16 protein-coding genes and 2 tRNA genes are annotated in these 24,691 nt (G+C 62.9%); 3 read left to right on the forward strand and 15 right to left on the reverse strand.

Annotated features, from left to right (window positions below):
- Positions 1-1,795, forward strand: a 1,795-nt coding sequence (locus tag VFJ08_RS01705) for an ATP-binding protein (RefSeq protein ID WP_324994512.1), incomplete at its 5' end; no start/stop codon positions are given.
- A 324-nt stretch (positions 1,796-2,119) separates the two neighbouring features.
- Here the strand turns inward: VFJ08_RS01705 and VFJ08_RS01710 are convergent.
- From VFJ08_RS01710 to VFJ08_RS01725, 4 genes are all read right to left on the reverse strand, one after another.
- Positions 2,120-5,959 carry a hypothetical protein gene (locus tag VFJ08_RS01710; RefSeq protein ID WP_324994514.1) on the reverse strand — a complete coding sequence of 1,280 codons (3,840 nt, stop codon included), beginning with the start codon at positions 5,957-5,959 and terminating at the stop codon, positions 2,120-2,122.
- Positions 5,960-6,283: 324 nt separating this feature from the next.
- Complete coding sequence (locus VFJ08_RS01715; protein ID WP_324994516.1) at positions 6,284-8,272, reverse strand: AAA family ATPase; 1,989 nt, start codon at positions 8,270-8,272, stop codon at positions 6,284-6,286.
- The gene (locus VFJ08_RS01720) at positions 8,269-9,465 is read right to left on the reverse strand and encodes an Arm DNA-binding domain-containing protein (RefSeq protein ID WP_324994518.1); all 1,197 of its coding nucleotides are present in this window, start codon (positions 9,463-9,465) and stop codon (positions 8,269-8,271) included. The genes VFJ08_RS01715 and VFJ08_RS01720 overlap by 4 nt, the downstream gene beginning before the upstream one ends.
- On the reverse strand, positions 9,458-9,775 hold the full coding sequence (locus VFJ08_RS01725; protein ID WP_324994542.1) for a hypothetical protein: 318 nt from the start codon (positions 9,773-9,775) through the stop codon (positions 9,458-9,460). The genes VFJ08_RS01720 and VFJ08_RS01725 overlap by 8 nt, the downstream gene beginning before the upstream one ends.
- A gap of 129 nt (positions 9,776-9,904) precedes the next feature.
- Between VFJ08_RS01725 and VFJ08_RS01730 the strand changes: the two genes are divergently transcribed.
- Positions 9,905-10,126: a helix-turn-helix transcriptional regulator gene (locus VFJ08_RS01730; RefSeq protein WP_324994520.1), complete on the forward strand. Its 222-nt coding sequence runs from the start codon at positions 9,905-9,907 to the stop codon at positions 10,124-10,126.
- A gap of 244 nt (positions 10,127-10,370) precedes the next feature.
- Here the strand turns inward: VFJ08_RS01730 and VFJ08_RS01735 are convergent.
- The 11 genes from VFJ08_RS01735 to VFJ08_RS01785 all read right to left on the reverse strand — a co-directional run bounded on the left by VFJ08_RS01735 (position 10,371) and on the right by VFJ08_RS01785 (position 22,036).
- A tRNA-Arg gene (locus VFJ08_RS01735) sits at positions 10,371-10,447 on the reverse strand.
- 12 nt (positions 10,448-10,459) lie between these two features.
- Positions 10,460-10,552, reverse strand: a tRNA-Ser gene (locus VFJ08_RS01740).
- 236 nt (positions 10,553-10,788) lie between these two features.
- Positions 10,789-12,060 (reverse strand): aspartate kinase, encoded by a 1,272-nt coding sequence (locus tag VFJ08_RS01745; protein WP_324994522.1) that lies wholly within the window; start codon positions 12,058-12,060, stop codon positions 10,789-10,791.
- 70 nt (positions 12,061-12,130) lie between these two features.
- Entirely contained in the window at positions 12,131-14,758 is a 2,628-nt protein-coding gene (alaS, locus tag VFJ08_RS01750) for an alanine--tRNA ligase (RefSeq protein ID WP_324994524.1), read from the reverse strand.
- A gap of 87 nt (positions 14,759-14,845) precedes the next feature.
- The gene (locus VFJ08_RS01755; RefSeq protein ID WP_324994526.1) at positions 14,846-15,142 is read right to left on the reverse strand and encodes an MTH1187 family thiamine-binding protein; all 297 of its coding nucleotides are present in this window, start codon (positions 15,140-15,142) and stop codon (positions 14,846-14,848) included.
- 100 nt (positions 15,143-15,242) lie between these two features.
- Positions 15,243-15,650, reverse strand: coding sequence for a regulatory protein RecX (locus VFJ08_RS01760; RefSeq protein ID WP_324994528.1), 408 nt, complete (start codon positions 15,648-15,650; stop codon positions 15,243-15,245).
- Between the two features lie 50 nt (positions 15,651-15,700).
- Positions 15,701-16,783 (reverse strand): recombinase RecA, encoded by a 1,083-nt coding sequence (gene recA, locus VFJ08_RS01765; protein ID WP_324994530.1) that lies wholly within the window; start codon positions 16,781-16,783, stop codon positions 15,701-15,703.
- A gap of 78 nt (positions 16,784-16,861) precedes the next feature.
- Positions 16,862-17,398, reverse strand: coding sequence for a 2'-5' RNA ligase family protein (locus VFJ08_RS01770; protein ID WP_324994532.1), 537 nt, complete (start codon positions 17,396-17,398; stop codon positions 16,862-16,864).
- Between the two features lie 8 nt (positions 17,399-17,406).
- Positions 17,407-17,919 carry a CinA family protein gene (locus VFJ08_RS01775; RefSeq protein ID WP_324994534.1) on the reverse strand — a complete coding sequence of 171 codons (513 nt, stop codon included), beginning with the start codon at positions 17,917-17,919 and terminating at the stop codon, positions 17,407-17,409.
- 200 nt (positions 17,920-18,119) lie between these two features.
- Positions 18,120-18,500 carry a response regulator gene (locus tag VFJ08_RS01780; protein WP_324994536.1) on the reverse strand — a complete coding sequence of 127 codons (381 nt, stop codon included), beginning with the start codon at positions 18,498-18,500 and terminating at the stop codon, positions 18,120-18,122.
- Complete coding sequence (locus tag VFJ08_RS01785) at positions 18,497-22,036, reverse strand: CheR family methyltransferase (protein ID WP_324994538.1); 3,540 nt, start codon at positions 22,034-22,036, stop codon at positions 18,497-18,499. Before VFJ08_RS01785 ends, VFJ08_RS01780 begins: the two co-directional genes overlap by 4 nt.
- Positions 22,037-22,301: 265 nt before the next feature.
- Here VFJ08_RS01785 and mutS point away from each other — a divergent pair.
- The coding region (mutS, locus tag VFJ08_RS01790; RefSeq protein WP_324994540.1) for a DNA mismatch repair protein MutS at positions 22,302-24,691 on the forward strand (2,390 nt) is incomplete at its 3' end.

Genomic DNA, 24,691 nt, shown 5'->3' on the forward strand with positions numbered 1-24,691 from the left:
GGTAACCAGCAAGCATCGATTATCAGGTACCACTTCACTCAGATTAGAACGTGGCGTTATCGCCTTTCCCTCAGTTGGCGATCAAGTACTAATCCCGACCCCGGATCAAATTACCGCGATCGTAGGCGCAACGGACGAAGATAGGCGTGTTCAGATCGGTGAATCACCGGCGGCTGCCAACGCGCCGATCATGGTCGATCCAGACAAGATTTTCGGCCGCCATCTTGCAGTACTTGGAAACACCGGCAGTGGGAAGTCTTGTTCCGTCGCTGGCCTTGTACGTTGGTCTTTGGAGGCGGCTCAAGAAGCGAGGCTTGCCGCAGAACGCGACAAGCGACCGAACGCGCGTTTCATCATTCTCGATCCAAACGGCGAATACAGCAAGGCCTTCCAAGACTTTGATGAGGTTAGAGTATTTCGGCCGGGGGACGAAAATAACCCGCTCCATATACCAGCGTGGCTTTGGAACAGTCACGAATGGGCAGCCGTATCGCAAGCACAGCCAGGGGCCCAACGTCCATTACTCAACACGGCTTTAAGACACTTACGGGCAGGGCGCAGCATACGCGAGCCGGTAGATGCCACTGTGGCGCGCTTGCTAAACCTCTACTCAGTACGAATTAACGCACTTATCGCTGATACAACTGGAGAGTCTTATACAGGCTTTCCCGGCAACAAGGATACAGGCGAAATGCTCGCAGGCATGGTTGCTAGCTTGCGAACCGTGTCGGAAAAGATAAGCGGAGAACAACATTCTAAAATCGCGGCTGTAGCCGATCACGTAGACGAACTAGTTCAAATGCGATCCAGCCCAAATCGCAAGAATCCTCATAGCCCGTACTATAGCAACTTCTCGTACGCAGACTTTCAGCCTATAAGCGACCTAATGGTCGAAGCGCAAGGCTACTTCCCAACTCAAAACAACGAATTTGAGGGAAGCGAGGATGCCCCCGTGCCCTTTGAAGTTGAGCGGTTTGCAGACTATATCGATGACCTGGCGGCGAACAGTGGCTCCAACGCGAACATAGCGAACTTCATCGCGTTTCTTACTCTCCGTATCCGGAGCATGACGTCGACGCCCTCGCTGCGACCAGTCATTACACCAGGGGATGTTTCCTTAGAAGACTGGTTGAATGGCAATATAGGACAGAACAGCGCCGAAAATGGCAACGTGGCTATCATTGATCTTTCAATGGTGCCGTCTGAGGCTACCCATACTCTAGTCGCAGTATTCGGCCGGCTAGTATTCGAAGCTTGTCAGCGTTATCAAAAACAACGAGGTGATGGAAAATCCTTACCCACTGCGTTAGTGCTGGAGGAAGCTCATACCTTTGTTAGACGTGGTCGTGAAGGCGAAGAGAGCTTACCTACACCAGCACGATTGTGCCGAGAGGCGTTCGAACGAATTGCAAGAGAGGGCCGCAAGTTTGGTGTCGGCATGGTGCTCTCATCTCAAAGACCATATGAGCTATCTCCGACTGTGCTTGCTCAGTGCAATACTTTCCTCCTGCACCGGATAGTCAACGATAGCGACCAAGACTTGGTGCGTCGTCTGGTACCTGACAACGTTGGGGGCATGCTTAGGGATCTGCCTAGCCTACCATCGAGGCAGGCCATTCTCTTAGGGTGGGCAACGCCGCTTCCAGTCTTAGTGGAGGTGCGCGAGCTATCCTATACCCAGCGTCCAAAATCCGACGATCCTGATTATTGGGCAGTGTGGACCGGAGAACGCGAAAGGGACGTAGATTGGGGCGACATTGCCCGAGAATGGTCTGGTATGGCCGAAGGCGAATGATTCTGCGCTAGCCGATGGAGTCCTTCGCCCGCAATCTGGCTCTGGTCCCGGCCTCAACGGCCGGGATCTTTCGGCCAGACTTCACCATCGAATAGCGCCCCATCTGGAGTGATAGAAAGCTAGCCCAATCGATGGTCATGAGGTCGGCTTCTGGCCGATACGCACACGTGCCGGGCGAACCGCGCGGGGTTGTCGTCCGGCACGTATGGCAGTTAAATCTCTGTCTGTTCGGATATCTCGAGCGCATCATGGTCATCGATGCCGAGATAGTGCGCCGTGCTCTAGCGCCGGCCCCTCGTGCGAACCCGAAGCATTTGAGGCCGGCTAGATCGAACGTTCCGAACCAGGTTCGACCCAGTTTCTCGGATCGCGCTCCGCGTTCCATCGGCGACCTATCTCCCAGCGTGCCTCAATGATCGCCTCGCGCCTGGCCCGAACGGCCTCCTCCAGCGTGGGCGTCAGGTCGTATCGCTGCCGCAATACACCGAACACGTCGTCGACGGTGCCTAGGATACGCGGCGGCGTCTTGACAAGCATCTGCTCAAAAAGAGCGAAGGCGTTATCGCGCAGCTCAGTATTCAACGGTCCGGAATGCTGCAGCAAAGCTGAAGTGATCAATTCAAAGAGCGCGTCCTCCTCCAGCCAGTTGCGAATCTCTTCAGCGAGCTGAGGCTCTGGAAACAACTGTTCCACGTCACCGCGCTGTTCAAAAATTCGGCTAGCCGCCTCGCGGACTTCGTCGAGCCAACGCTCGCGATCCACATCGGACGGGGCATGACCGAGTAGGTACTGCCAGGCTCCAGCGAGATGCACGAGATCGCGATGCATGGTCTCTGCCATCAGCAGCCGGAAAGTTGCCTCGGGGTCTTCGTGCATCCCGGCAGCGACCATCGTGGTTACCTTTTGATCGTCGTGTTCGTTAGCAACATGCCCGAAAACAATGCCGAGCAATGGCTGTGTGCCGCGCACGGCGATATAAGCCACCACCTCCTCCCACACCGAACTGCGGTCTCGCAGGGAGACGTCGTGAAGCCGCCCAGGATTGGCGCAATGCACAGCGAGGCACGCCTCGAGCAGCGGCGTTGGTAGCCGGAAAACGATGTCGGCAGCCGAATCTTCAAGTGTAGAGTCGACCGGCATCAGCGCGGCCTGCAGCGCGAGCGGGACCTGGCGCCGGGTGAGCGCCACTGCCCGCCGCCAGGTGGCGTCGCGCGCCGGTGCCGTGATCGCCTCGGTCACCACCTCGCGCTCGTCCTCGCGCAGCCAATCCCACTCATCGACGGCGTCGGCGAGTAGGCGCAGAAGCGCCCCAGTCCCTTCCACGCCGAGAACGGTGGCGATCAAATCGCCTCGCGCGAACGGAGCCGTCCGCGTTCCGGCCACGAGGACCGACACGACGCCGGTCGCGAAGCTTCCTAGGTAAAGGCCAGCGGCAGAGGCGTGGAGGATCCAACCGATCCACCCGCGGGCGACCATCGCGACACCCCGAGGCCGAAGGTGCCGACGTCCCTCATACATGACATTGTAGAGCCGAGCCGTGTCAAAACTCGTCTGAGCCGGAAGGTTGCGCATCGCGGTGGCCATAACCGGCGCGAACAGCCGCCAGGCCACCCGATGGTCGGCGTGGGACCCGCGCTCGAAAACCGTTAGACGGTCCATCAGCGCGAGCGCGAGGGCCGGTACGCGACCCTCCCGCACCAGCAGCAAGGCTAATTCGCCGCGCCGATGGGCGGCGCAGTACGGCAGCGACTGCAGGATACCTTCAAGGCAACCAACCGCGACCAGTGGATGGCGATCACGCGCCAGCCGACCAAGCAAAGGCGCGTCATCGACACGTGGCTTGGATAGCCAGCATCGCGCGGCGGCCCCACGGATGACCCCCTCCTCATAGGACAGCAGGCGCTCAGCTTGCATCTGGGTCATAAGACCCGGGAATCGAGCTAGGTGTCTCAGCGCCCTAGCAGCGTCCTCTGGTGACGGAAGCAGCCCTTCGCCATCCAGGCACTCCAGCGTCGATTTCACCTCTGACCTGCGCGGCCTCGGTCCATACGTTCGTAAAATGTTGTCATCGTTGAGTTCGCCGTCGATCGGAAGAGTCGCCTCCCCACCATGCCACTGCAGCTCCTCAAGATTTATATGGGTCACCCGGTGCAGCCAATCGACAATAGGTTGACCGGTCGTCATCGATGCCTCGGCGATGTGGCGCATCAGGAAATCGAAGCAGAGATCGCGTGTCGGCGGGAAGTAGGCCCGCAGCCCCTCCACCGCCCGGTCGAATACCAACCTGCGACCGTCCGGCCGCGGAGTCATAAGATGGAGCAACAGATCGAGGTTGCGGGCCGCCGCCCGCGATGTCGTGCTCTCACGCGCGAAAAGCGCGCGCTGGTGCAGCGCCATAAGTTCGGCGGCCTCACCGCCTATCGGATTAAGAAGGGCGGCCTCTACCGCCTCCCGGTAAAAGGGGTGGGAGAAGGCTACCTCGCCAGCACGACCGGATCCGACGATATTTAGGCGCTCAAGGTCGTTCAGGTCCGCTCGCGTCTGGGGATCGGTTGCGGGGGCAGTCGCGTAGTCTGGAAAGGCCCTTGGCGCTCGCCGCTCGGCGCCGAAAGTTATGGAGGTGCCGATGTGCAAGGTCAGACCCGGCAGCACATCGCCGCCAGCTCCCAAGACGAATGCCAGCTCGGCTGGGTAAACCGCCCGGGGGCCATCGGAGGCGAACAGCAACGCAGTTAGGCAATTCGGCGACTTGGCCTTATTTATCAGCGCGGCGCCGAGCGTACGAGCATCTATCCGTGCGTGCCTCACGGCGTCTTCGACTGTGGCATTCTCAGGAAGCGAAGCGGACTGGCGAGCCAAGAAGTCCAAAGCGCCTGCGCCCAGCTCAAGCGATCCCGACGAAAGCGCCGCGCCTAAGTCATCGCGCAGACCTTCCGGAAAGCCGTGCCGATCCGCCGCGTGGCGCCAGAGCAACTTGAGAAACGAGACTGACGGCGCGCTAAGGTCGTGCCACCCAGCGCCGCCCGTGGTTACAGCGCTTAACATGGTCTGCCGCGCGGTCGCCAGCAGCCGCTCCTGCCCTTGCGACACGACGAGCCGCCGATCGTCTTTCGCCCTGCGGACCAGCGCCTCAAGCCGGGCGAGCGCCTCATCGGCCCTGGGAACGGGGTGCGCGCCGCCGAGCGGGTCATCCAGCACCGCGAGACGCAGCGAAGGCGCCGGATCGTCGAGGAACGCCTCAGCCGCCTCGACTGACGCGGTCCAGCGCACCTCGAAGCCTTGTTCCTCGAATGCTGACGCGAGCCACAGCGCGGCGGTCGACTTACCGCAACGCGCGATGCCGGAGAGGAGGAGGCGGGATTTATGCGTCAACTCTTCGGCCAGAAAGGACTCCGTTCCCCGCAATTGGTATTCCCGTGGCCGCAACGAGCCAGGGAGCGCGGCGCGCAGGTACTCCTCAGTCGCCGACATGGCGTCCGCCCCTGTGCCCCGCGCACCGTCCACTACCCCGCGTAGACCGGCGGTTACCACAGCGCACCGATCGGAGGGCAGGCCACGTCGTACGAGAGCCGAGCAGATCCGCTCCTCTAGCCGTGGCCGCGACATCTGCTCTATCAAGACGACCCTGCGCAACGCCTGCACGACCGCGGGCTCGCTGAAGCCTCTCGCGACGACTTCGTGCCGGTGTTTAAGACGACGACAGCGGAGGTCCGATCCAGGCTTTCCGCCAGGGTCAGCGCGTCCCCACGCGTCTATAACGAGGCGGGCGAGTTTCAGCGTGACGCAAACATGGTCCTCGCCTACCCAGCCTTCCTCAGCCAATAAGGGGATGAGCGAGTCGCGACACCGACCAGACGCGACGAGCACGAACCGCCGGGCTGGATCGCGGATCAAGCGTTCGAGCGCTGTATCGTGAGCGCTGAGGCGGGGGTAATGGAATAGCCAGCCCGCAAGCTCGTCGACTCCGACCGCACCCGCGGCGCCCTTGACCTGCACCTCGTAGTGGACTCTTTCGGCGCCACTGCCGAGGGAAAGGTCGGCGTCCTCGTTGCCGGACTCGATCGTGAAGACGGCACTTCCGGCTTGGCCGAAGCGCAGCATCATTTCGATGCAGGCGAGGTCCTGAAGCAGGAACTTCTTAGGCGCGGTCGTCTCGATCGACATGCTGCCAGCATACTGCGCGACTCGTCCGGGCGATAGGAACACACCGCACTTTCGGGAGCGGGTCGGATATCGGGGCTAGGCTCAATACCGCGCACTTGCTCAACTCGAACATATTCCACCTGGCAAACCAAAACAAGATCGCCTACACCGAGTCCGGCAACGGGCGTTGCCGGGATAAAGGCTAAAATGAAAAATGGCTTACAAGTGCCGACCATCCCCCGCCATCGAGTAACGCCACGACATAGAGAAATCGCCGGCGCGAGGCACACCATGTCCGCTTCTGGCCGGTTCCGGACGTTCACGTCACCGTCCGGTCCTTCCAAATCACGCTAGAAACCCGATCCCCGCACTCGCCCCAGTCTTCTCGATATCGAGGTCCTCAAGTCTGATTCGTATTTTCCGATTGCTCAGCCGCCTTAAGGCCGCCTGCCCCATGACACTCGTGAGCACGCGTCGGATCTCGCGCGGCGGGACGCCGGATAGAACACGCTTGACGTCGGTCGGCAGCGTGGCACAAAACCGCTTCGCCCAACCATTTTCAGTTGCGAGGAGGTCGTCGTATACCGACTGAGTAATGGCGCTCATGTGGTTTGGCAGTGGCGTATCGATCGTCAATGTGTCGAACCGGGATCTGATGGGTTCCGGCAACATATGAAGATGGTTTGATGTCGCGAACCAAAGGATCCGTGAGGCATCGATGGGTACGCCGATGTGTTCATCCTCGAAGAGCCTCGCCGTGTCCTCTTCGAGCAATTGATACAGCGGACCATATCCGTCAAACCGAAGATCGCCCCGTAGCTTGTCTACCTCATCGAGCAAGATGATTGGGTTACCAACCGAACTGTCCCACAGCGCCTCGACGATCTTCCCCGGCCGACTGCCGGCCCAACTCGGACTATTGCCGCCGAGAACGAAGCTTGCGGTAACGGATGAGCAATCCACCACGAACAACGGCACGCCTAAAGCCTCAGCAAGTGAGCGCGCGAAATAGGTTTTGCCGATCCCCGGCGGGCCATCAAGGAGCTGCGGCGACCATCGCAGTACACGTGAGTCCGCCAGTAGGCTGAGCGCAACCTGACGACGCACGTTGGCAATCACCTTGATGCAGTTCGGTTGGCGGCGCTGTAGCGCGTCTAGCGAGTCCATCATGTCAGACGTGGCAGTCGCCAAGCGCCGATGTTCTCCGCTTTTGAGTAATCGACTCAGCGCGTCACGTCGCCCGGCGTTGGTCGATTCAGCCTCGTGGGCTTTTTTTAGCTGGACATGATCGAACAGTTTGATCGTCGGTGGATCGTCAAACGCCAAACCCCAAAACTCGTCGTATGCTTGATCGCAGCCGGTGCTCACAGCGAAACCTCGAGGCTTTTTAATACCCGCGGCCGGCAGAATGCGCTTTATCAGCGCGCCCTGCTCCGTCTTCACGCAGTGCCGCCATGCCGGCGCTCCTCTGAACCGTTGGGCTCGAATCTCAGCGCCTGCGCTCAGTCGATCCATGTAACGAACCAGATCGGTGACCAATAGCGGTGACGAACTGGCGCCGCGATACGTGGGCGCTAGGATCTCTCGGAGCCCTGCCCCGCCCTCGGGCCACTCGCGATCGAGGCGTTTCAGGAATGGGGCTAGCACCTCAAGGTTCAGTGCTTCCTGGGTCACGCCGTAGATGGCGTGCCGGCCGACCTGGCCGGATTTCATGATCCGGATTTTGGCCAGGTCGTGCAGCAACGCGCCCATCACGGCGAGATCGCGTTCATGAGTTGGCAAGACGTACCGCGACAGCGATTCGGCCATCTCGGCGCATTCGACGCTGTGTATGAGCAGTCCACCGATGCCGGCGTGGTGGTGTGAACGGCTCGCGGGAACACAAAGGAATGGTTCAGCGATCTGCTGAGATATGAAGAGCCGATGGGCTAGCGCGCGAACATGAGGATCCGTCAAACGATCCAGTAGCGCGGTCAACCGATCAAATGCCGCCATACTCTCCGCGGGCACCCATGTGCGCGATAGAAGATGCCAGCTCGGACGATCGGCCCGCGCGACCTTTTCGATACGATGCGTATCGATATGGACGACGTCGCTTGGCGTCATGAGAACGCGACCTTCGACTTGCACGAAGCGCGTTCGGATATCGGTCAGACTTAGAAAGCCCTTGTAACTGAGCGACACGTCGCAGATCGCGAAGCCGGTGGCATCGGCGATGGTGACACGCGCTCGGTTGTCTCGCTCTGTCGTTGGGGAGCGTTTGACGGATATGAGCCGGAAGAGCCCAGAAACCACTGCCCCGGACTGGGTGGCAAGACACGAAATGGATGTCATGACTGCTCCTCCTTTCCGATCCCACCGTTGATCGCATTCGTTACGAAACGGTCGAAGGCGCTGCCATCCCTGCGCGTGAGATTGGGAACATAGCGAGAATAGACTCGGAACAGCATCTCAGTGGTCGTATGCCCCATCTGACGCGCGATCCATTCGGGATTCTCGCCGGCCGCCAGCCAGAGCGTCGCGGCGGTATGCCGGCAGTGGTACGGCCGCCTTGGCGCGAGTTCCAGATACCGCAGCAGCGGATACCAGACCCGCTGCGTGACATTGGTGGTATCGAGCGGCGTACCATCTCGGGTGGTGAAAACGTACTCGCCCTTCCCCGTAACCTCGAACTGGGCCCGCAGGGCGTCGTAAACGACCGATGACATGGCGATCTCTCGCTGGGAGCCATCGGTCTTGGTGTAGTCCACGACGCCCTTGTCGACGGTTTCCCGGACGAGGATTTGACGCGCCTCCCAATCGATCCGCGACCATTTGAGGCCGTGCAGCTCGCCGGTTCGCATGCCGGTGAAGAATCGTAGGGTGTAGTACGGCTTGTAGTCACTCCGGACGGTATCCAGGATCAGCCGAACCTCATCCAGCGAGAACGGCTGGATATCCTTGCGCTGCAGCCGCAGGCGCTTGATGTTCTGAACCGGATTCGGGAATTCGAAGCGATCGGCCGCCTCGGTCATGATCATGTTCAGGATGCCCATCAAGTTGTTGATGGTCTTGGGCGATAGCGTCGCATTGCCGGAACGGCCCGCGCACTGGGCGACTTCGGCTCGGAAGGCCAGTATGTCCGCCTTGGTGATCTTCGCTACAGGCCAATCACCGAATGCGGGCAATAGATGACGGTTCAGGACCGCTCGATTACCCAGCTGCGTGTTGCGACGCCAGCGGATCTCGTTCTCGCGCCACCAGGTGTCGGCGAAGTCTTTGAAAAGAGGCGTGGCGGCCCGATCGCTCGCCGACGAGTCCGAGGTGTCGTTATCGAAGCGATCAGCTCGCCTACTGCCCGGGAAGTATCGGCGGTATTCGAAAGTACCGAGAGTTATTTCGGCGTCCATCTTCTCCGCGACAACCTTCATGCGCTTGCGGTTCGCCTTCGTATCATCAAGCGCCGTGTATTCACGGCACCGCACGCCTAGATATTTGAAGTCAAAAAACAACTTGCCGGTGTCTTCACGATTTCTGACGTTAACCATTGCAGACCCCCCCACCAGCCATCGGGATGCCACGGCTTACGGCATGACGCGAGGCTTCTCGCGCATCCTCTGTGACGTGGATTGCGTCATGCGCTCCCGCTGCAATTGGCGTTGATTCAACCTGGGATTGCGGCTTCCGCATATCGCGCTCGATCGCCTCCCAGATGTATAAGATCTTCCGGCCACCAAACGGCCTGAAGTAATGCTTGCCCTCGATGAGCACCGAGTCTTTCAACCGGTCGCGAATCGTTCGCACGTCATAGTGGATTCGTTCCGCCAACGCTTCGGTCGTGAGGTAAGTATTGTTCATGTTAAGCTCCATACGTTGCTTAGAACCGCCTTACGTCGCGTTAACGCGACGCATGGTGGTCATATTACGCATCGTGTGTCGCTTGTCAACACCTTTTGTCGCGTTTGCGCGACGTATGGAGCGTTAAGTGTGATCCGCTTTAAGGTCAAAGAACTGCTCGCCGAAAAAGAATTCCAAGAAGGACGGGTAATTACGCTGGCGGAGGTGGCCAAGGAAACTGCTATCCATAGAGCTACCCTCTCCAAGATCGCCAACGAGCGTGGTTACAACACGGGTACCGATAACGTCGATCGGTTATGCGCTTATTTCGGGTGCGAGATTGAGGAATTAATGCAGCGAGTTCCTGAGTAGAGTCAGCGAGCAGTGCGGCACGAGGCCCATAGCCTTACGGTCGTTGAGCGCATAACGCGCGGCAAGCTGTTGCTCGAACTGGCCCTGGATTGGCCCGCACAGGGCCCGGCGCTTAAAGGAGTACGCTGAGGAACGGCGAACATCAAGTGACTCGTTCTAGATAAACAGAGTCGCTAGAGGCGCCAAGAGATTGTTAGCGCGCAAAAAAAAACCAGAAGCCGTCGGCTTCTGGTCTTTCTTCTTTTGGTGCGCCCGGAGAGATTCGAACTCCCGACCTTGCGGTTCGTAGCCGCACGCTCTATCCAACTGAGCTACGGGCGCTTGACTCTTGTTTGGCGGAGAGGGAGGGATTCGAACCCTCGAAGGGGCTATCAACCCCTTACTCCCTTAGCAGGGGAGCGCCTTCGACCACTCGGCCACCTCTCCAAAATCCGCTGTCTCGTTCAACGCGAAGGCTTCGTGTTTTATACAGCCCTTTGCGTCGATTCGTCGAACAAAGCGACTTTCGAATGAAGCAACCTGCGATGCATCCGCGATCAATCGAGGCTGCGCATGATAGCGATTCGTCGGCCCCGGGTAAACCCTTTTTGGCATTTTGTACTAACGGGCGCCAACTTCCCGCGATACCGCCACAGCAAAACCCGTGGCGGACCGCTATCGTACTATTGATCCGCCGTCGGCGTGAGTTCGGATTCGACTTTTTTCGGCTCTTCGTCGAGTTCGAATTCGTCGTGCAGCGCGCGCACGGCGAGTTCGAGATATTTGTTCTCGACCACGATCGAGATCTTGATCTCGGTGGTGGAGATCATGCGGATATTGATGTTCTCGTCCGCCAGCACCTTGAACATGCGCGCCGCCACATTGGCGTGCGAGCGCATGCCCACGCCGACCAGCGAGACCTTGCACACGTCCGGCGTGCCGGTGACTTCGCGCGCGCCCAGGCCGGGCGCGGCCTTTTCCAATAGTGCCTTGGCGGTCTCGTAATCGCGCCGGTGCACGGTGAAGGTGAAGTCGGTGAGCGTGTAGTCGCTCGACGAATCACCGGAGACATTCTGCAGGATCATGTCGACTTCGATATTCGCCTCGCCGATCGGGCCGAGCAGCGAATAGGCGATGCCGGGCCGGTCGGGCACGCCGAGCACGGTGAGCTGCGACTCGTCCTCGGTAAAGGCGATGCCGGAAATAATCGGTTCTTCCACGTATTCCTCCAGGGTGATCAGCGTGCCAGGGCCTTCCTCGAAAGTGGACAGAACGCGCAGCGGCACGCCGTACTTGCCGGCGAATTCCACCGCGCGGATCTGCAGCACCTTCGACCCGAGACTGGCCATCTCGAGCATTTCCTCGAACGTGATCTTATCGAGCCGGCGGGCGCCGGAGACCACGCGCGGGTCGGTGGTGTAGACGCCGTCGACGTCGGTATAGATCTGGCACTCGTCGGCCTTGAGCGCGGCCGCCAGGGCGACGGCCGTGGTATCGGAGCCGCCACGGCCCAGCGTCGAGATCGAGCCGTCGCCGGTGATGCCCTGGAAACCGGCGACCACCGCGACCTGGCCCGAATCGAGGGCGGCGCGCAGGTTGGCGTCTTCGATCTGCTCGATCCGGGCCTTCGAGTGAAACCCGTCGGAGACGATCGGCACCTGCCAGCCGGTGAACGAACGGGCGCGCACGCCGATATGCGATAGCGCCATCGACAGCAGCGCGATCGTGACCTGTTCGCCGGTGGACAGCAGCACGTCCATTTCGCGGGCCACCGGGCGCCCGGACAGCTCGTCGGCCAACTCGGTCAGACGGTCGGTCTCGCCGCCCATGGCGGAAACCACCACCACCACCTGATCGCCGGCGTCGCGATAGCCTTTGATCTTCTCGGCGATGCGCTTGATCTTGTCGACCGTGCCAACCGAAGAGCCGCCGTATTTCTGGACAATCAGTGCCATGGATTCGTCTTTCCTCGTCCTTGAGCGGCCGCGGCCGTCGGTGCATCGATTTCAGTACGTATTCGCACGTTTAAGAAGTGCTTGCGGACAGGCGCTCGTCGACCCAGTCCGCGACGCTGGCCAGCGCGGCGTCGAGTTTTTCCGGTTCGCTGCCGCCCGCCTGGGCCATGTCCGCACGCCCGCCGCCCTTGCCGCCGACCTGACCGGCGACGTGATTGACCAACGCGCCGGCCGGGATCTTGTCGGCCTGGGTCTTGGACACTCCGGCGATCAGCGCGACTTTATCGCCCTCGGCCGCGCCGAGCACCACGATCGCGTTGTCGAGCTTGTTCTTGAGCGCGTCGACGGTTTCGCGCAGGGCCTTGCGATCCGCGCCGTCCATGCGCTTGACCACCAGTTGCGCGCCGCCGATGTTCACCGCCGAGGCCGCCAGATCCGCGCCCTGACTCGTCGCCAGTTTCTGGTTCGCGGTTTCGAGCTGTTTTTCCAGCCCGGATACCCGTTCCAGGACGCGATCGAGCTTGTCTTCCAGCTCGCCCGGTGCGGCCTTGAGCCGGCCGACCAGCCGCGCCTGGCGATCCAGCACGGCCTGAATCCAGGCCAGCGCGTGGCTGCCGGACACTGCTTCCAGGCGCCGATTGCCGGCCGATACGCCCCGCTCTTCGGTGATCTTGACGAAACCGAGCGCGCCGGTCGTCGGGGCGTGCGTGCCGCCGCACAGCTCCACCGAATAATCGCCGAAGCGCACCACGCGCACCACCGCGCCGTATTTTTCGCCGAAGAACGCCATCGCGCCCTCGGCCACGGCTTCATCGTAGGAGCGCTCGTAAATCTGGCCTTCGATGTTCTCGCGGATTCGCTCGTTGACCTGGGCCTCGATGCTCGCGAGCTGTTCGGGCGTGACCGCCTCGAAGTGCGAGAAATCGAAGCGCAGGCGATCGGGCGCGACCAGCGAACCCTTTTGGCGCACATGCGTGCCCAGCACATCGCGCAGCGCGGCGTGCAGCAGATGGGTCGCGGTGTGATTGAGCTCGATATCGCGCCGACGCGCCACATCCACCGCGGCCGTTACCGCCGCGCCCGGGGTCACGGCGCCGCCTTCAGCGCGCCCGAGGTGCAGGAACACGCCGTTTTGCTTCTGGGTGTCGGTGACGACGAAAGTAAAACCCGCGCCGACGATCGTGCCGGTGTCGCCGAGTTGACCGCCCGATTCACCGTAGAACGGCGTGCGGTCCAACACCACCACGCCCTGCCCGCCGATATCGATCGACCCGACCGGCTCGCCATCGACGAGCAACGACACAACCTCGGCCGGGGCCTCGACCGCCTCGTAGCCCAGGAACTCGGTCGCCGCGCCGATATCGTCGAGCTGGGCATGATAATCCGCGCCGAACTGGCTGGCCGCCCGCGCGCGCTCGCGCTGGGCGGACATTGAGCGCTCGAAACCGGCCATATCCAGCGCGAGATCACGCTCGCGGGCGACATCGTTGGTCAAATCCACCGGAAAACCGTAGGTATCGTAGAGCTTGAACACGGTCTCGCCCGGTATCTCGGCGCCGGACATGCCGGCGATGGCGTCCTCGAGGATCTTCATGCCTTGGGTGAGCGTTTCGGAAAAACGCTGCTCTTCCTGCTCGACCACCCGCTCGATCTGTTGGCGGGCGTCGTTCAATTCCGGATAGGCCTCACCCATCAGTTCGTTGAGCGGCGCGACGAGCTTGTAGAAAAAGGCGCCGTCGGCCCCGAGCTTGTAGCCGTGGCGGATGGCGCGGCGCATGATCCGGCGCAACACGTAGCCGCGGCCTTCGTTGGACGGCATCACGCCATCGGCGATCAGAAACGCGGTCGCCCGGATATGGTCGGCCACGACTTTGAGCGACGGCAACTGGTCCTCGCGCGGCTCACCGGTAATGCCGACGGCTTGCGCGGCCGCCGCCATCAGCGTGACAAAGACATCGATGCCGTAGTTGTCGTGCGTGCCCTGCATGACCGCGGCGATACGCTCCAGACCCATGCCGGTGTCGATCGAGGGCTTGGGCAGCTCGATCATGGCGCCGTCGGGTTGGCGGTCGTACTGCATGAATACGAGATTCCAGATCTCGACGAAACGATCGCCGTCTTCCTCGGGCGTGCCGGGCGGCCCGCCCCGGATGTGCTCACCGTGATCGTAGAAAATCTCCGAGCACGGGCCGCAGGGGCCGGTATCGCCCATCTGCCAGAAGTTGTCCTTGGCGCCGATGCGCGCCAGGCGCGCGTCCGGGATGCCGATCTCTTCGCGCCAAACGGCTTCGGCCTCGGCGTCGTCTTCGTAGACCGTGACCCAGAGCTTTTCGGCGGGCAGTTCCAGCTCGACGGTCAAAAACTCCCAGGCGAATCGGATCGCTTCGCGCTTGAAGTAATCCCCGAAGCTGAAGTTGCCCAGCATCTCGAAGAACGTATGGTGGCGCGCGGTATAGCCGACGTTCTCCAGATCGTTATGCTTGCCGCCGGCGCGCACGCAGCGCTGGGACGAAACCGCGCGCTGATAGTCGCGCGGGTCACGGCCGAGAAACACGTCCTTGAACGGCACCATGCCCGCGTTGGTGAAAAGCAGGGTCGGATCGGATGCCGGCACCAGGCTCGACGAAGCCACGAAACGATGCGCGTTGGCCTTGAAATACTCGATGAAACGCGAACGCAGCGCGTTGGTGGTCATCATGGACGCGTCTCCGGTACACCCTCGACAAACAGCCCGACAGTTTAGCAAACCGCGCACGGGCCCTGCCGAGCCGCGCGGGCGGTCGGCTCAGGGCTGGCCGCGCACGGCCGCGATCTTGTCGTCGTTGGTCTGCTCGCGATCGGTCCGGGTGCCGACCTTGATCGAGGTATGCACGCGCGGCGCGCCCAGATCGTGGATGGTCTGGTGGCATTCCTTGAACGCCGCGAATACAGCGTCCCATTCGCCTTCCACGTTGGTGCCGTAGGCATGCAGTTGCGGCTTCAAGCCCGCGGCTTCGAGGATCGGACCGCAGGCGGCGATGTATTGGGATACGGAAACCCCCGCGCCGAGCGGAATGACACAGATTTCAGCGGTGACCTTCATGGCGGCTCCTGCAAGGATCGGTACCATCGATGATGCCATCGCCGGCCGCGGCGGCGATATGCGGGCTTGCACTCAACGCCGGGCCGTACGTTCTCGCCTTCTATTCGTCGAAAGCCGCGGCGAGCTGATCCGCGTCGAAGCCGCGCCGCTGCAGAAAGCGCATCTGCTTCGCCTTGGTCGGAAAATCGTCCGGCGGATCGTCGCCGAAGCGCTTGCGACGCGCTGCCTCGGCCAACGCGTTCCAATCGATTTCGGCCTCGGCCAGGGCCGCGTCGATGACGACCGCGTCGACACCGGCCGAACGCAACTCGGCCGCGATCCGCACCGGACCGATACCGCGCCGCGACTTGTTCGCCACCGCCGCTTCGGCGTAGCGGGCGTCCGATTGCAGCCCCTGGCCCGCCAGTTCGTCGAGCACGGCCTCGATATCGGCGGCGGCGTGCCCGCGCTTGGCCAGTTTGGTTATCAACTCCGCCCGGGCGTGCTCGCGCCGGGCGAGCAGATCCATCGCGCGCTTGCGGACCGCCAGGCGCTCGGCGTCGGCGTCATCCGACCCGATCAGGATTTGCCGCCCTGCCGCGCGCTGCCGAGCAGGTCGCCGTCGCCCTCGGCTTCGGCGGTCTCGGCCTCGGCCTCCTCGCCCTTACGCTTCTTCTTGGGCAGCAATTTCTCGCGCAAGGTTGTTTCGATGTTGCGCGCGATTTCGGGATTGGCCTTGAGGAAGTTGCGCGCGTTGTCCTTGCCTTGGCCGATGCGGTCGCCGTTGTAGGAGTACCAGGAGCCGGCTTTTTCCACCAGATTGTTGGCCACGCCCAAGTCGATGATTTCGCCTTCTCTAGAGGAACCCTCGCCGTAGAGAATCTCGAACTCGGCCTTGCGGAACGGCGGCGCCATCTTGTTTTTGACGACCTTCACGCGGGTTTCGTTGCCGATCACCTCGTCGCCCTTCTTGATCGAGCCGATGCGGCGGATATCCAGCCGCACGGACGAATAGAACTTGAGCGCGTTGCCGCCGGTGGTGGTCTCGGGCGAGCCGAACATCACCCCGATCTTCATGCGGATCTGGTTGATGAACATCACCGTGGTGCCGGTGCGCTTGATGTTGGCGGTCAGCTTGCGCAGCGCCTGGCTCATCAGCCGCGCCTGCAGGCCGACGTGGGAATCGCCCATCTCGCCCTCGATTTCGGCCTTGGGCGTGAGCGCGGCCACCGAATCCACGACCACGATATCGACCGCCGCCGAGCGCACCAGCATATCCGCGATTTCCAGCGCCTGCTCGCCGGTATCCGGCTGGGAAATCAGCAGGTTTTCGATATCCACGCCGAGCGCCTCGGCATAGGTCGGGTCCAGCGCATGCTCGGCGTCGATGAACGCCGCGGTGCCGCCGGCCTTCTGGGCCTCGGCGATCGCCTGCAGGGTAAGCGTGGTCTTGCCCGAGGATTCCGGGCCGTAGATTTCCACCACGCGGCCGCGCGGATAGCCGCCGATGCCGAGCGCGATGTCCAGCGTGAGCGAGCCGCTGGAAATCGAGGCGACGTTGGAATTGTCGACGTCGCCCATGCGCATCACCGAACCCTTGCCGAACTGGCGTTCGATCTGGCTCAGCGCGGCGGCGAGTGCTTTCTTGCGATCTTCATCCATAGTGCTCGGGTCCGTTCAGTGGGGTGCGAAGTCTTGCGAAAAGCAAAGCGCACGGTACATGGCCGGGTATCGGCCGCATTATTCCATATTTGAACCGGGGCCACCGGCACCGCCGAGCGGCCAGCGGGCGATCGTGCGGTACTCGCCGGCCACGCCGTGGGCGCCGCTTTCGGCGAGCACGAATTCGGTCGCCCGCCAAGCGATCGGCGCAAGCGCGCAAGCGGCCTCGGTTTCCGCCTTTCGGCACAACGTGATATGCGGTACGAACCGGTGTCGATCAAGACCCGGGCCGCGAAGAAACGCGGCCAATTCGAGCAACCCAGGCGGCGGATGGGACAGTTCGAGCCAGCGCAGACGCGCTTTGGCGACACCGCCCAGGCGATCGAACGCCAGCGCCATCGACGGCATTCTCACCCGCTCGGCGCGAGCGATCAGAGCGTCGCGCCCGGCCATGTCGCAAGCGCCGTGAAAGGCCAGCGTGACGTGCAGCTTGTCGCGCGCGACGGGCGTCCCGGCCATGCCCGGCGTGCGCGCGATGCGCGCCATGGATTCGGCGGCCTCAATCGGCGGCCAGAGGGCGAAGAACAGCCGCTGTCGCGCGTCGGCGCCGATCACGGCAACGCTCAGGAGACGTCGACGCGCTCGCGTAGACCGACCAGCGCGGCCAGCACGGCCGCCCGCCGGATGCCGCTGCGATCACCATCGAAGTGATAGCGAACGACCACGGATTCGGCGCCGCGTGCCTGCCAGCCGATGTACACGGTCCCGACCGGCTTGATTTCGCTGCCCCCACCCGGCCCGGCCACGCCGGAGACGGCAACCGCCCAGTCGGCCATTGGCGAAGCCGCCAGCGCACCGCGCGTCATGGCCGCCACTACCGGCTCGCTCACCGCGCCATGATCGGCCAGCATCGCCGCGGGCACGCCGAGATCGGCCTGTTTGGCCTCGTTGGAATACGTCACGTAGCCGCGCTCGAACCAGGCCGAGCTACCGGCCACGTCGGTGCAGGCGGCCGCGATCAGGCCGCCGGTACACGATTCCGCCGTGGCCAAGCGCTGGTCGCGCGCCGGCAACAACGTGGCCAATTGTTCGACCAGATCGGTGATGGCGCGGTCGGGATCGTAGAGCGCGGTCATGTCGTCATTATGCCAGCGTGTCCTGCGAAACCGGGTCGGGACAACTGCAATTCATGGCCGCCCGCGCCACGCATCCAGCCATACCCTTCACATCATTTTAAGATACAAGTATCTACAAAGCAGCCGGATAGATGGGCTCCGGGGCCTACGCCGCCGTTAACGCGAGCGGCGGGTCTACGATCGCGTTCCGGGAACGCGCATCAGCACCTGAAAGTCGTGGCGGCGACCCGTTCGAGTTGGGCGTCGTCGAAGGGTTTGGACAGCACCGGCCGGTCGCGCCACGGCTCGGCGATGGCGCTTTGGTGATAGCCGGTCATGAACACGAACGGGATGCCGCGGCGATCCAGCTCGGCGGCGACGGGATAGCCCGGCGTGCCGCCCAGATTGATGTCGACAAGCGCGCCGTCGAGCGGTTCGCGCTCGATCAGTGTGAGCGCTTTTTCCACCCTGGCGGCCTTGAGCGCCCGCGCTTCCATCGTTTTCAGGAGTGTCTCCAGCGCCATCGCGAGCGCCATCTCGTCCTCAACCAGCAGAATACGCAGACCCGCGAGCGGTGACGCGTGTTCGGTGCTGTTTGTCATAATCGTCCTCCTTCGCCGTCGGCGTCCAACGGTACGCGCATGTCGCAGCGTAGGCCTTGTTCGGCAAAAGTGACGGTGATCTCGGCGTCGAGCTCGTGCGCCAGCCCGTCGCGGATCAGGCGCAGGCCGAAGCCTTCGCGTTCGGGTTGTTCGGGCGACGGACCGCCGTGCTCGGTCCAGTCGAGGCACAGCCTCTGCGCACCATCAACCGGTTCCATCGCCCAACTCACCTCGATGCGGCCTTCGGCCACGGACAACGCACCGTATTTAGCGGCGTTGGTGGCCAGCTCATGAAACGCCAGACCGAGCGCGACCGCCGTCTTCGACCCGATCGGCACCGACTCGCCGCGCAGCGTCCACTGCGGGTGGTCGTCGCGCATGTAAGGCATAAGCTCTATGTCCACGATGTCGCGCAGATCGGTGCCGCGCCAATGGTTTTCGGTCAGCAGATCGTGGGTGCTGGACAGAGCCCGCAGCCGCGCACCGAACCGGGCGATGAAGTCGCCAACACCGGCCGCGCCGTCTCGCGACTGCGTCATCAACGATTGCACAGTCGCCAGCGTGTTTTTGACCCGGTGCGAAAGCTCGTGCATGAGCAGTTCGCGATGCGCTTCGGCCTGCTTGCGCGCGGTGATGTCGATGACGAACTCGACGGCCTCCTCTCCGATCATGCGGGCCGCGAAATGGCCCCACCCGCGCGAGCCGTCCTTGCGGTAATACTGTTTCTCGTAAGGGGTGATATAACCGTGGTCGCGCAGTTCGGCTTCGGCCCGGTTCGAGTTCTCGTGAAAGTCGGGCGGCGTGAGCTGCTGCCAGGTTTTGCCCAGCGCCTCGTCGCGCGAGAAGCCGCTCATTTTTAAAAATGCATCGTTCACCTCAGTAAGCCGGAACTGCGGGTCCGAGAACAGCACGCCGACGGTTTCGATTTCCAGGGCCCGTTGCAGACGTTCCTCGCTGGCCCGCAATGCCGCCTCGCCGCGCTTGCGCTCGGTAATGTCGGTAAACGTCAGTACCACGCCGTCGATAACGTCGCTGACCGTGCGATACGGACGGATGCGCATGATATACGCGCGCCTGTCCGTGTCGCTGATTTCCAGCTCGCGCTCGACCATGGTGAGTTCACGCAGCACCTTGTCGGCATCGCGCTTTATGTCGTCATAGTCGAGCCGGCTGACGATTTCCGTGACCGGCCGGCCGGTATCACCGTCGCGCAGATGAAACAGATCCCGCACCGCCGGCGTGAAGTTACGCACGTTCAGGGCCCGATCGAGAAACAGGGTGGCGATCTGGGTGGACTCCAACAGGTTGCGCAGGTCGCTGTTGGTTCGAATGAGTTCGTCGTTCTTGTGGCTCAGTTCGCTGTTGACGGTCTGCAGTTCCTCGTTGACCGACTGCATCTCTTCCTTCGAGGTTTCCAGCTCTTCGTTGGTGGACTGCAACTCTTCATTGACCGATTGATATTCCTCGTTGGCCGAGCGCATCTCCTCGTTGGAGGTTTCCAGTTCGCGAATCGCGGTGTTGAGCTGGGCTTTGGTGACCTTGAGTTCGTGTTCGAGAGCCGTGTCGCGACCGTCGGCCGGCGGTTCCGCGCTCTCATCGCCGCCGGCCGGCGTCTCTTGAAAGGCCAGCACGCACAGTCTCGTGTCGCCGCCACCGTAGCCACTGGTATTAAAAGGCTCGGCGATCAAGTTGGCCGCCGCCGGCCGCCCTTCGATTCTAAACGGCACGTTTGGATGTTTTGCCGGCTCGCCACCGGAAAACGCCTCGGTCAGGACGGCGCGCGCCACTTGGCGTAGCGGCCGTTTGAGCATCGCGAACAGATCGAAGCGCGCTTCGCCGGCCGCCGGGGCCAGAAAGCGGGTCAGCGGGCCGCCGGAGAAGTGCACGATCCGAAAATCCGCGTCCACGACCACGTACGGCATGGCGTGTTTTTCCATCACGCCGAGGGCGGCGCGCGCGATACGGCCGCCCGCCGCGGGCTTGGTCGCCCGTTCGGGCGGATGATCGTGCCGGCGCGGCTCGCGCGACACCGGAGATGTGAAATCGGGAATCTCGGCGGCGCCCGTCTCGCGGCGTCTGAACAGCCGGTGCTTCTTTTCCACGGTTTCGAACAGATCATCGTGGCGCGAGACGCCCTCGGCACTGCCGAGAAACAGCCAGCCGCCGGGCTTGAGCCCGTAATGTAGCCGACGCAGCACTTGATCCTGAAGCACGCTGTCCATGTAAATCAGCAGATTGCGGCAGGAGATCAGATCCAGACGTGAAAACGGCGGGTCCTTGATGACGCTGTGCGGCGCGAAAACACACATTCCGCGAATTTTTTTACTGGGTCGCCAGGCGCCATCGTCTTCCTGGGTGAAAAAGCGCGCACGACGCGCCTCCGAGAGCCCGGCCGGCGGCTTGGCGTAGCGCCCGGTGCGCGCGGTTTCGACCGCGCGCTCGTCGATGTCGGTGCCGAAGATCTGCGCTTCGCGCTTGCTGCGATGGGCTTCCAGTGCTTCCGTGATCAGAATCGCCATCGAATACACTTCGTCGCCGGCGCCGCAGCCGGGTACCCACACCCGCAGTTGCTCGCCGGCCGGCTTGTGCTCCAGTAGAGACGGCAGCACCGTATTTTCCAGACTTTGCCAAGCCATTGGGTCGCGAAAAAACTGGGTTACGCCGATCAGCAGGTCGTTGAACAACAGACGCTGCTCCTCGGGCTCGGCGCGCAAACGGCCGACGTACGCGGCCATGGTGTCGACTTGCAGCACCTGCATGCGTCGCTGCACACGGCGGGTCAACGTGCTTTGCTTGTACTGGCCGAAATCGTGGCCCAATTGCTCATAAAGAATGGCGCTGATGGTCCTCAGATGCTCGGCGGCGTCACGGCGGTTGCCGTCGGCGTCCTTGTCAGGGGCGACCGCGCTCAGATGGCGCGCATATTCGGCGAGCTTGGCCGGCATGTCCGCGATCGAAATACAGAAATCCACCAGCCCGGTGGCGGTCGCGCTCGCCGGCATGCTACTGCCCACGCCCTCGTCGAGACCCGCCTGCGCCAGCGCGAACCCGCCGTATTCCTTGACGCTCTTCAGGCCCGTGGTGCCGTCGCTGCCGGAGCCGGACAGCACGATGCACACCGCGTATTCGCCCTGGTCGGCGGCCAGCGACGAGAAGAAGGCGTCGATCAGGCGGCGCTCGGCGCGCGCCTGTCCGGGTTCGTCCACGCACAAACGACCGTTTTGGATCGTCAGGGTCGTACCCGGCGCGATGGTATAAACATGATCGGCGGCCACCGCGGTACCGTCCTCGGCTTGGCGGATCGGCATGCGGGTATGCGCGCCAAGCAGTTCGGCGAGCATGCTTTGATGATCGGGTGCGAGATGCTGCACCAGCACGAAGACCATGCCGCTGTCCGCCGGCATGTGGTCGAAAAACGTCTTGAAGGCATTCAGTCCGCCGGCCGAGGCGCCGATGCCGACGACCAGCGGGCGCTCGGCTTCGCTGTTCTTCCCGGCCCGGGACAGGCCGGCGTTTTTATCCGCATCCTTGGCCATCGGTCTCCTCAAAGTCCGTTAAGTTCGCCCTAACCGTGTTTACACAGCACGACGCCGCGTCGTGGCCTCGAATCATGCCAGACAGGGGCATGCCGCCGGCGCGCTAGTCGCGCGTGGCCGGCTGTTCAATCAGCCCGACGATGACACAGTCGGGATCGTCAAGCGTTGTCATGCCGTCATTATGCCAGTCGTTTCCTGCGAAACCGGACCGGGACGACTACAATTCATGGTTTACCCGCGCCACGCATCCATCTAAAGAGCGCCCATGAGCGACACGGCGAACCGTCACGCCCAGCACACGCCGATGATCCGCCAGTATCTAGCGATCAAGGACGATTACCCGCACATGCTGGTGTTCTATCGCATGGGCGATTTCTATGAGTTGTTCTTCGACGACGCCAAGCGCGCGGCCGAGTTGCTCGACATCACACTCACCGCCCGCGGCGAATCGGCCGGCGTGTCGATCCCCATGGCCGGTGTGCCTTACCACGCGGCGGAGTCGTATCTGGCGCGCTTGATCGCCAGAGGCGAGTCGGTGGCGATCTGCGAGCAGATGGAGGCGCCGGGTGCTTCCCACGGCCCGGTACGACGCGAGGTGGTGCGCGTCGTCACCCCCGGCACGGTGACCGACGACGCCCTGCTCGATGCGCGCACCGCCAACCTGATCGTGGCCGTGGCGCCGGCCAGGCGCGCGATCGGCATCGCCGCGCTGGAACTCGCCAGAGGCGATCTTGCGGTCACCGAAGTCGACGACGAAGCGGGCCTGTACAGCGAGCTGGCGCGTCTGGCGCCGAGCGAGATCGTGGTCCCGGACCAGTCCGCGTTGGCTTTCGACCTCGCCGACACCGCGCGTACCGAGCGTCCGACCTGGCTGTTCGACGCCGTCTCCGCGCGGCGCAAGCTGGAAGGCTTTTTCGGCGTGGCCCAGCTCGACGGCTTCGGCTGCGGCGATCTGCCGCGCGCGATCGCCGCGGCCGGCGCGCTGATCGATTACGTCGAGACCACCCAGCGCGTGGCGCTCGCCCATATCGCCTCGATGCGCACCTATACGGTGACCGACACCCTGATCCTGGACGGCCCCACGCGGCGCAATCTGGAAATCGAGGCGAGTGCCACCGGCGATACGCAACACAGCCTTATCGGCCTGCTGGATCGCTGCGCGACCGCGATGGGTGCGCGCGCGCTGCGGCGCTGGGCGGCCGAACCGACCCGCCACTTCAACACCCTGGCCCATCGTCACCAAGCGATCGAAACGCTGATGCGCGGGGCCTATGTGCCCATCGCCGACAAGCTGCGCGCGATCGCGGACGTCGAGCGTATCGCGACCCGTATCGCGCTGGGCACCGTCCGGCCGCGCGATCTGTCGGGCCTGGCCGCCGCGCTGGCCGGTCTGCCCGGGCTAAAAGACGAACTCGCCGGGCTCGACGCGCCGCTGCTGGCCGGCATCGATAGCGCGCTCGATCCGGCCGACGACCTGGCCGGTCTGCTGGCACGCGCCATCATCGATACGCCGCCGGTCGTGGTGCGCGACGGCGGCGTGATCGCCGACCGCTTCGATGCCACGCTGGACGAGCTGCGCGCGCTGTCGGCGGGCGCCGACGGTTATCTGGCCGAACTGGAAACGCGCGAGCGCGAGCGCACCGGCGTGGACACGCTCAAGGTCGGCTACAACCGCGTACACGGCTACTACATCGAGATGGGCCGCGCGCATTCGGAAAAAGCACCGATCGACTATCAGCGCCGGCAGACGCTCAAGGCCGTCGAGCGCTATATCACGCCCGAGCTGAAATCCTTCGAGGACAAAGCGCTGTCCGCGCGCGAGCGTGCCCTGGCGCGGGAAAAACAGCTCTACGCCGAACTGGTCGAGACGCTGGCCGGGCACATGCCGCGCCTGCAGTCGATCGCCGACGGCCTGGCCCGCCTGGACGTGCTCGCCGGGCTGGCGCGTTGCGCGGTCGACTATCGCTGGGTCGCGCCCCGGCTTACCGACACGCCCGGCGTCCATATCAGCGGCGGCCGCCATCCGGTGGTCGAGCGCTTCTCGGACGCGCCGTTCGTGGCCAACGACACCCAACTGGACGACGACACCCGTGTGCTGCTCATCACCGGGCCGAACATGGGCGGCAAATCGACCTACATGCGCCAGACCGCGCTGATCGTGCTGATGGCGCACATCGGCTCGTTCGTGCCGGCCGATTCGGCCACGATCGGCCCGCTGGATCGTATCTTCACGCGAATCGGCGCCGGCGACAATCTGTCGGCCGGGCAGTCGACATTCATGGTCGAGATGAGCGAGACCGCCCAGATCCTGCATCACGCGAGCGCGCATTCGCTGGTCCTGCTGGACGAGATCGGGCGCGGCACCTCGACCTACGACGGACTGGCGCTCGCGCGCGCCGTGGCCGAGCGGCTGGCGACCCATAACCGCGCCTATACGCTGTTCGCGACCCACTACTTCGAACTGACGCGGATCGCGGCCGAGTGGCCGGCCGCGAAGAACGCGCATTTCGAGGTCGCGGACTACGCCGATGCCGACGGCCGGCAAAAGCTGGCGTTCCTGCATGCGATCCGGCCGGGCCCGGCCTCGCGCAGCTTCGGCCTACAGGTCGCCGCGCTCGCCGGCGTGCCGAAAAAAGTGATCCGCCAGGCCGAAAA

Source organism: Salinisphaera sp. (assembly GCF_035690525.1).
Taxonomy (GTDB): domain Bacteria; phylum Pseudomonadota; class Gammaproteobacteria; order Nevskiales; family Salinisphaeraceae; genus Salinisphaera.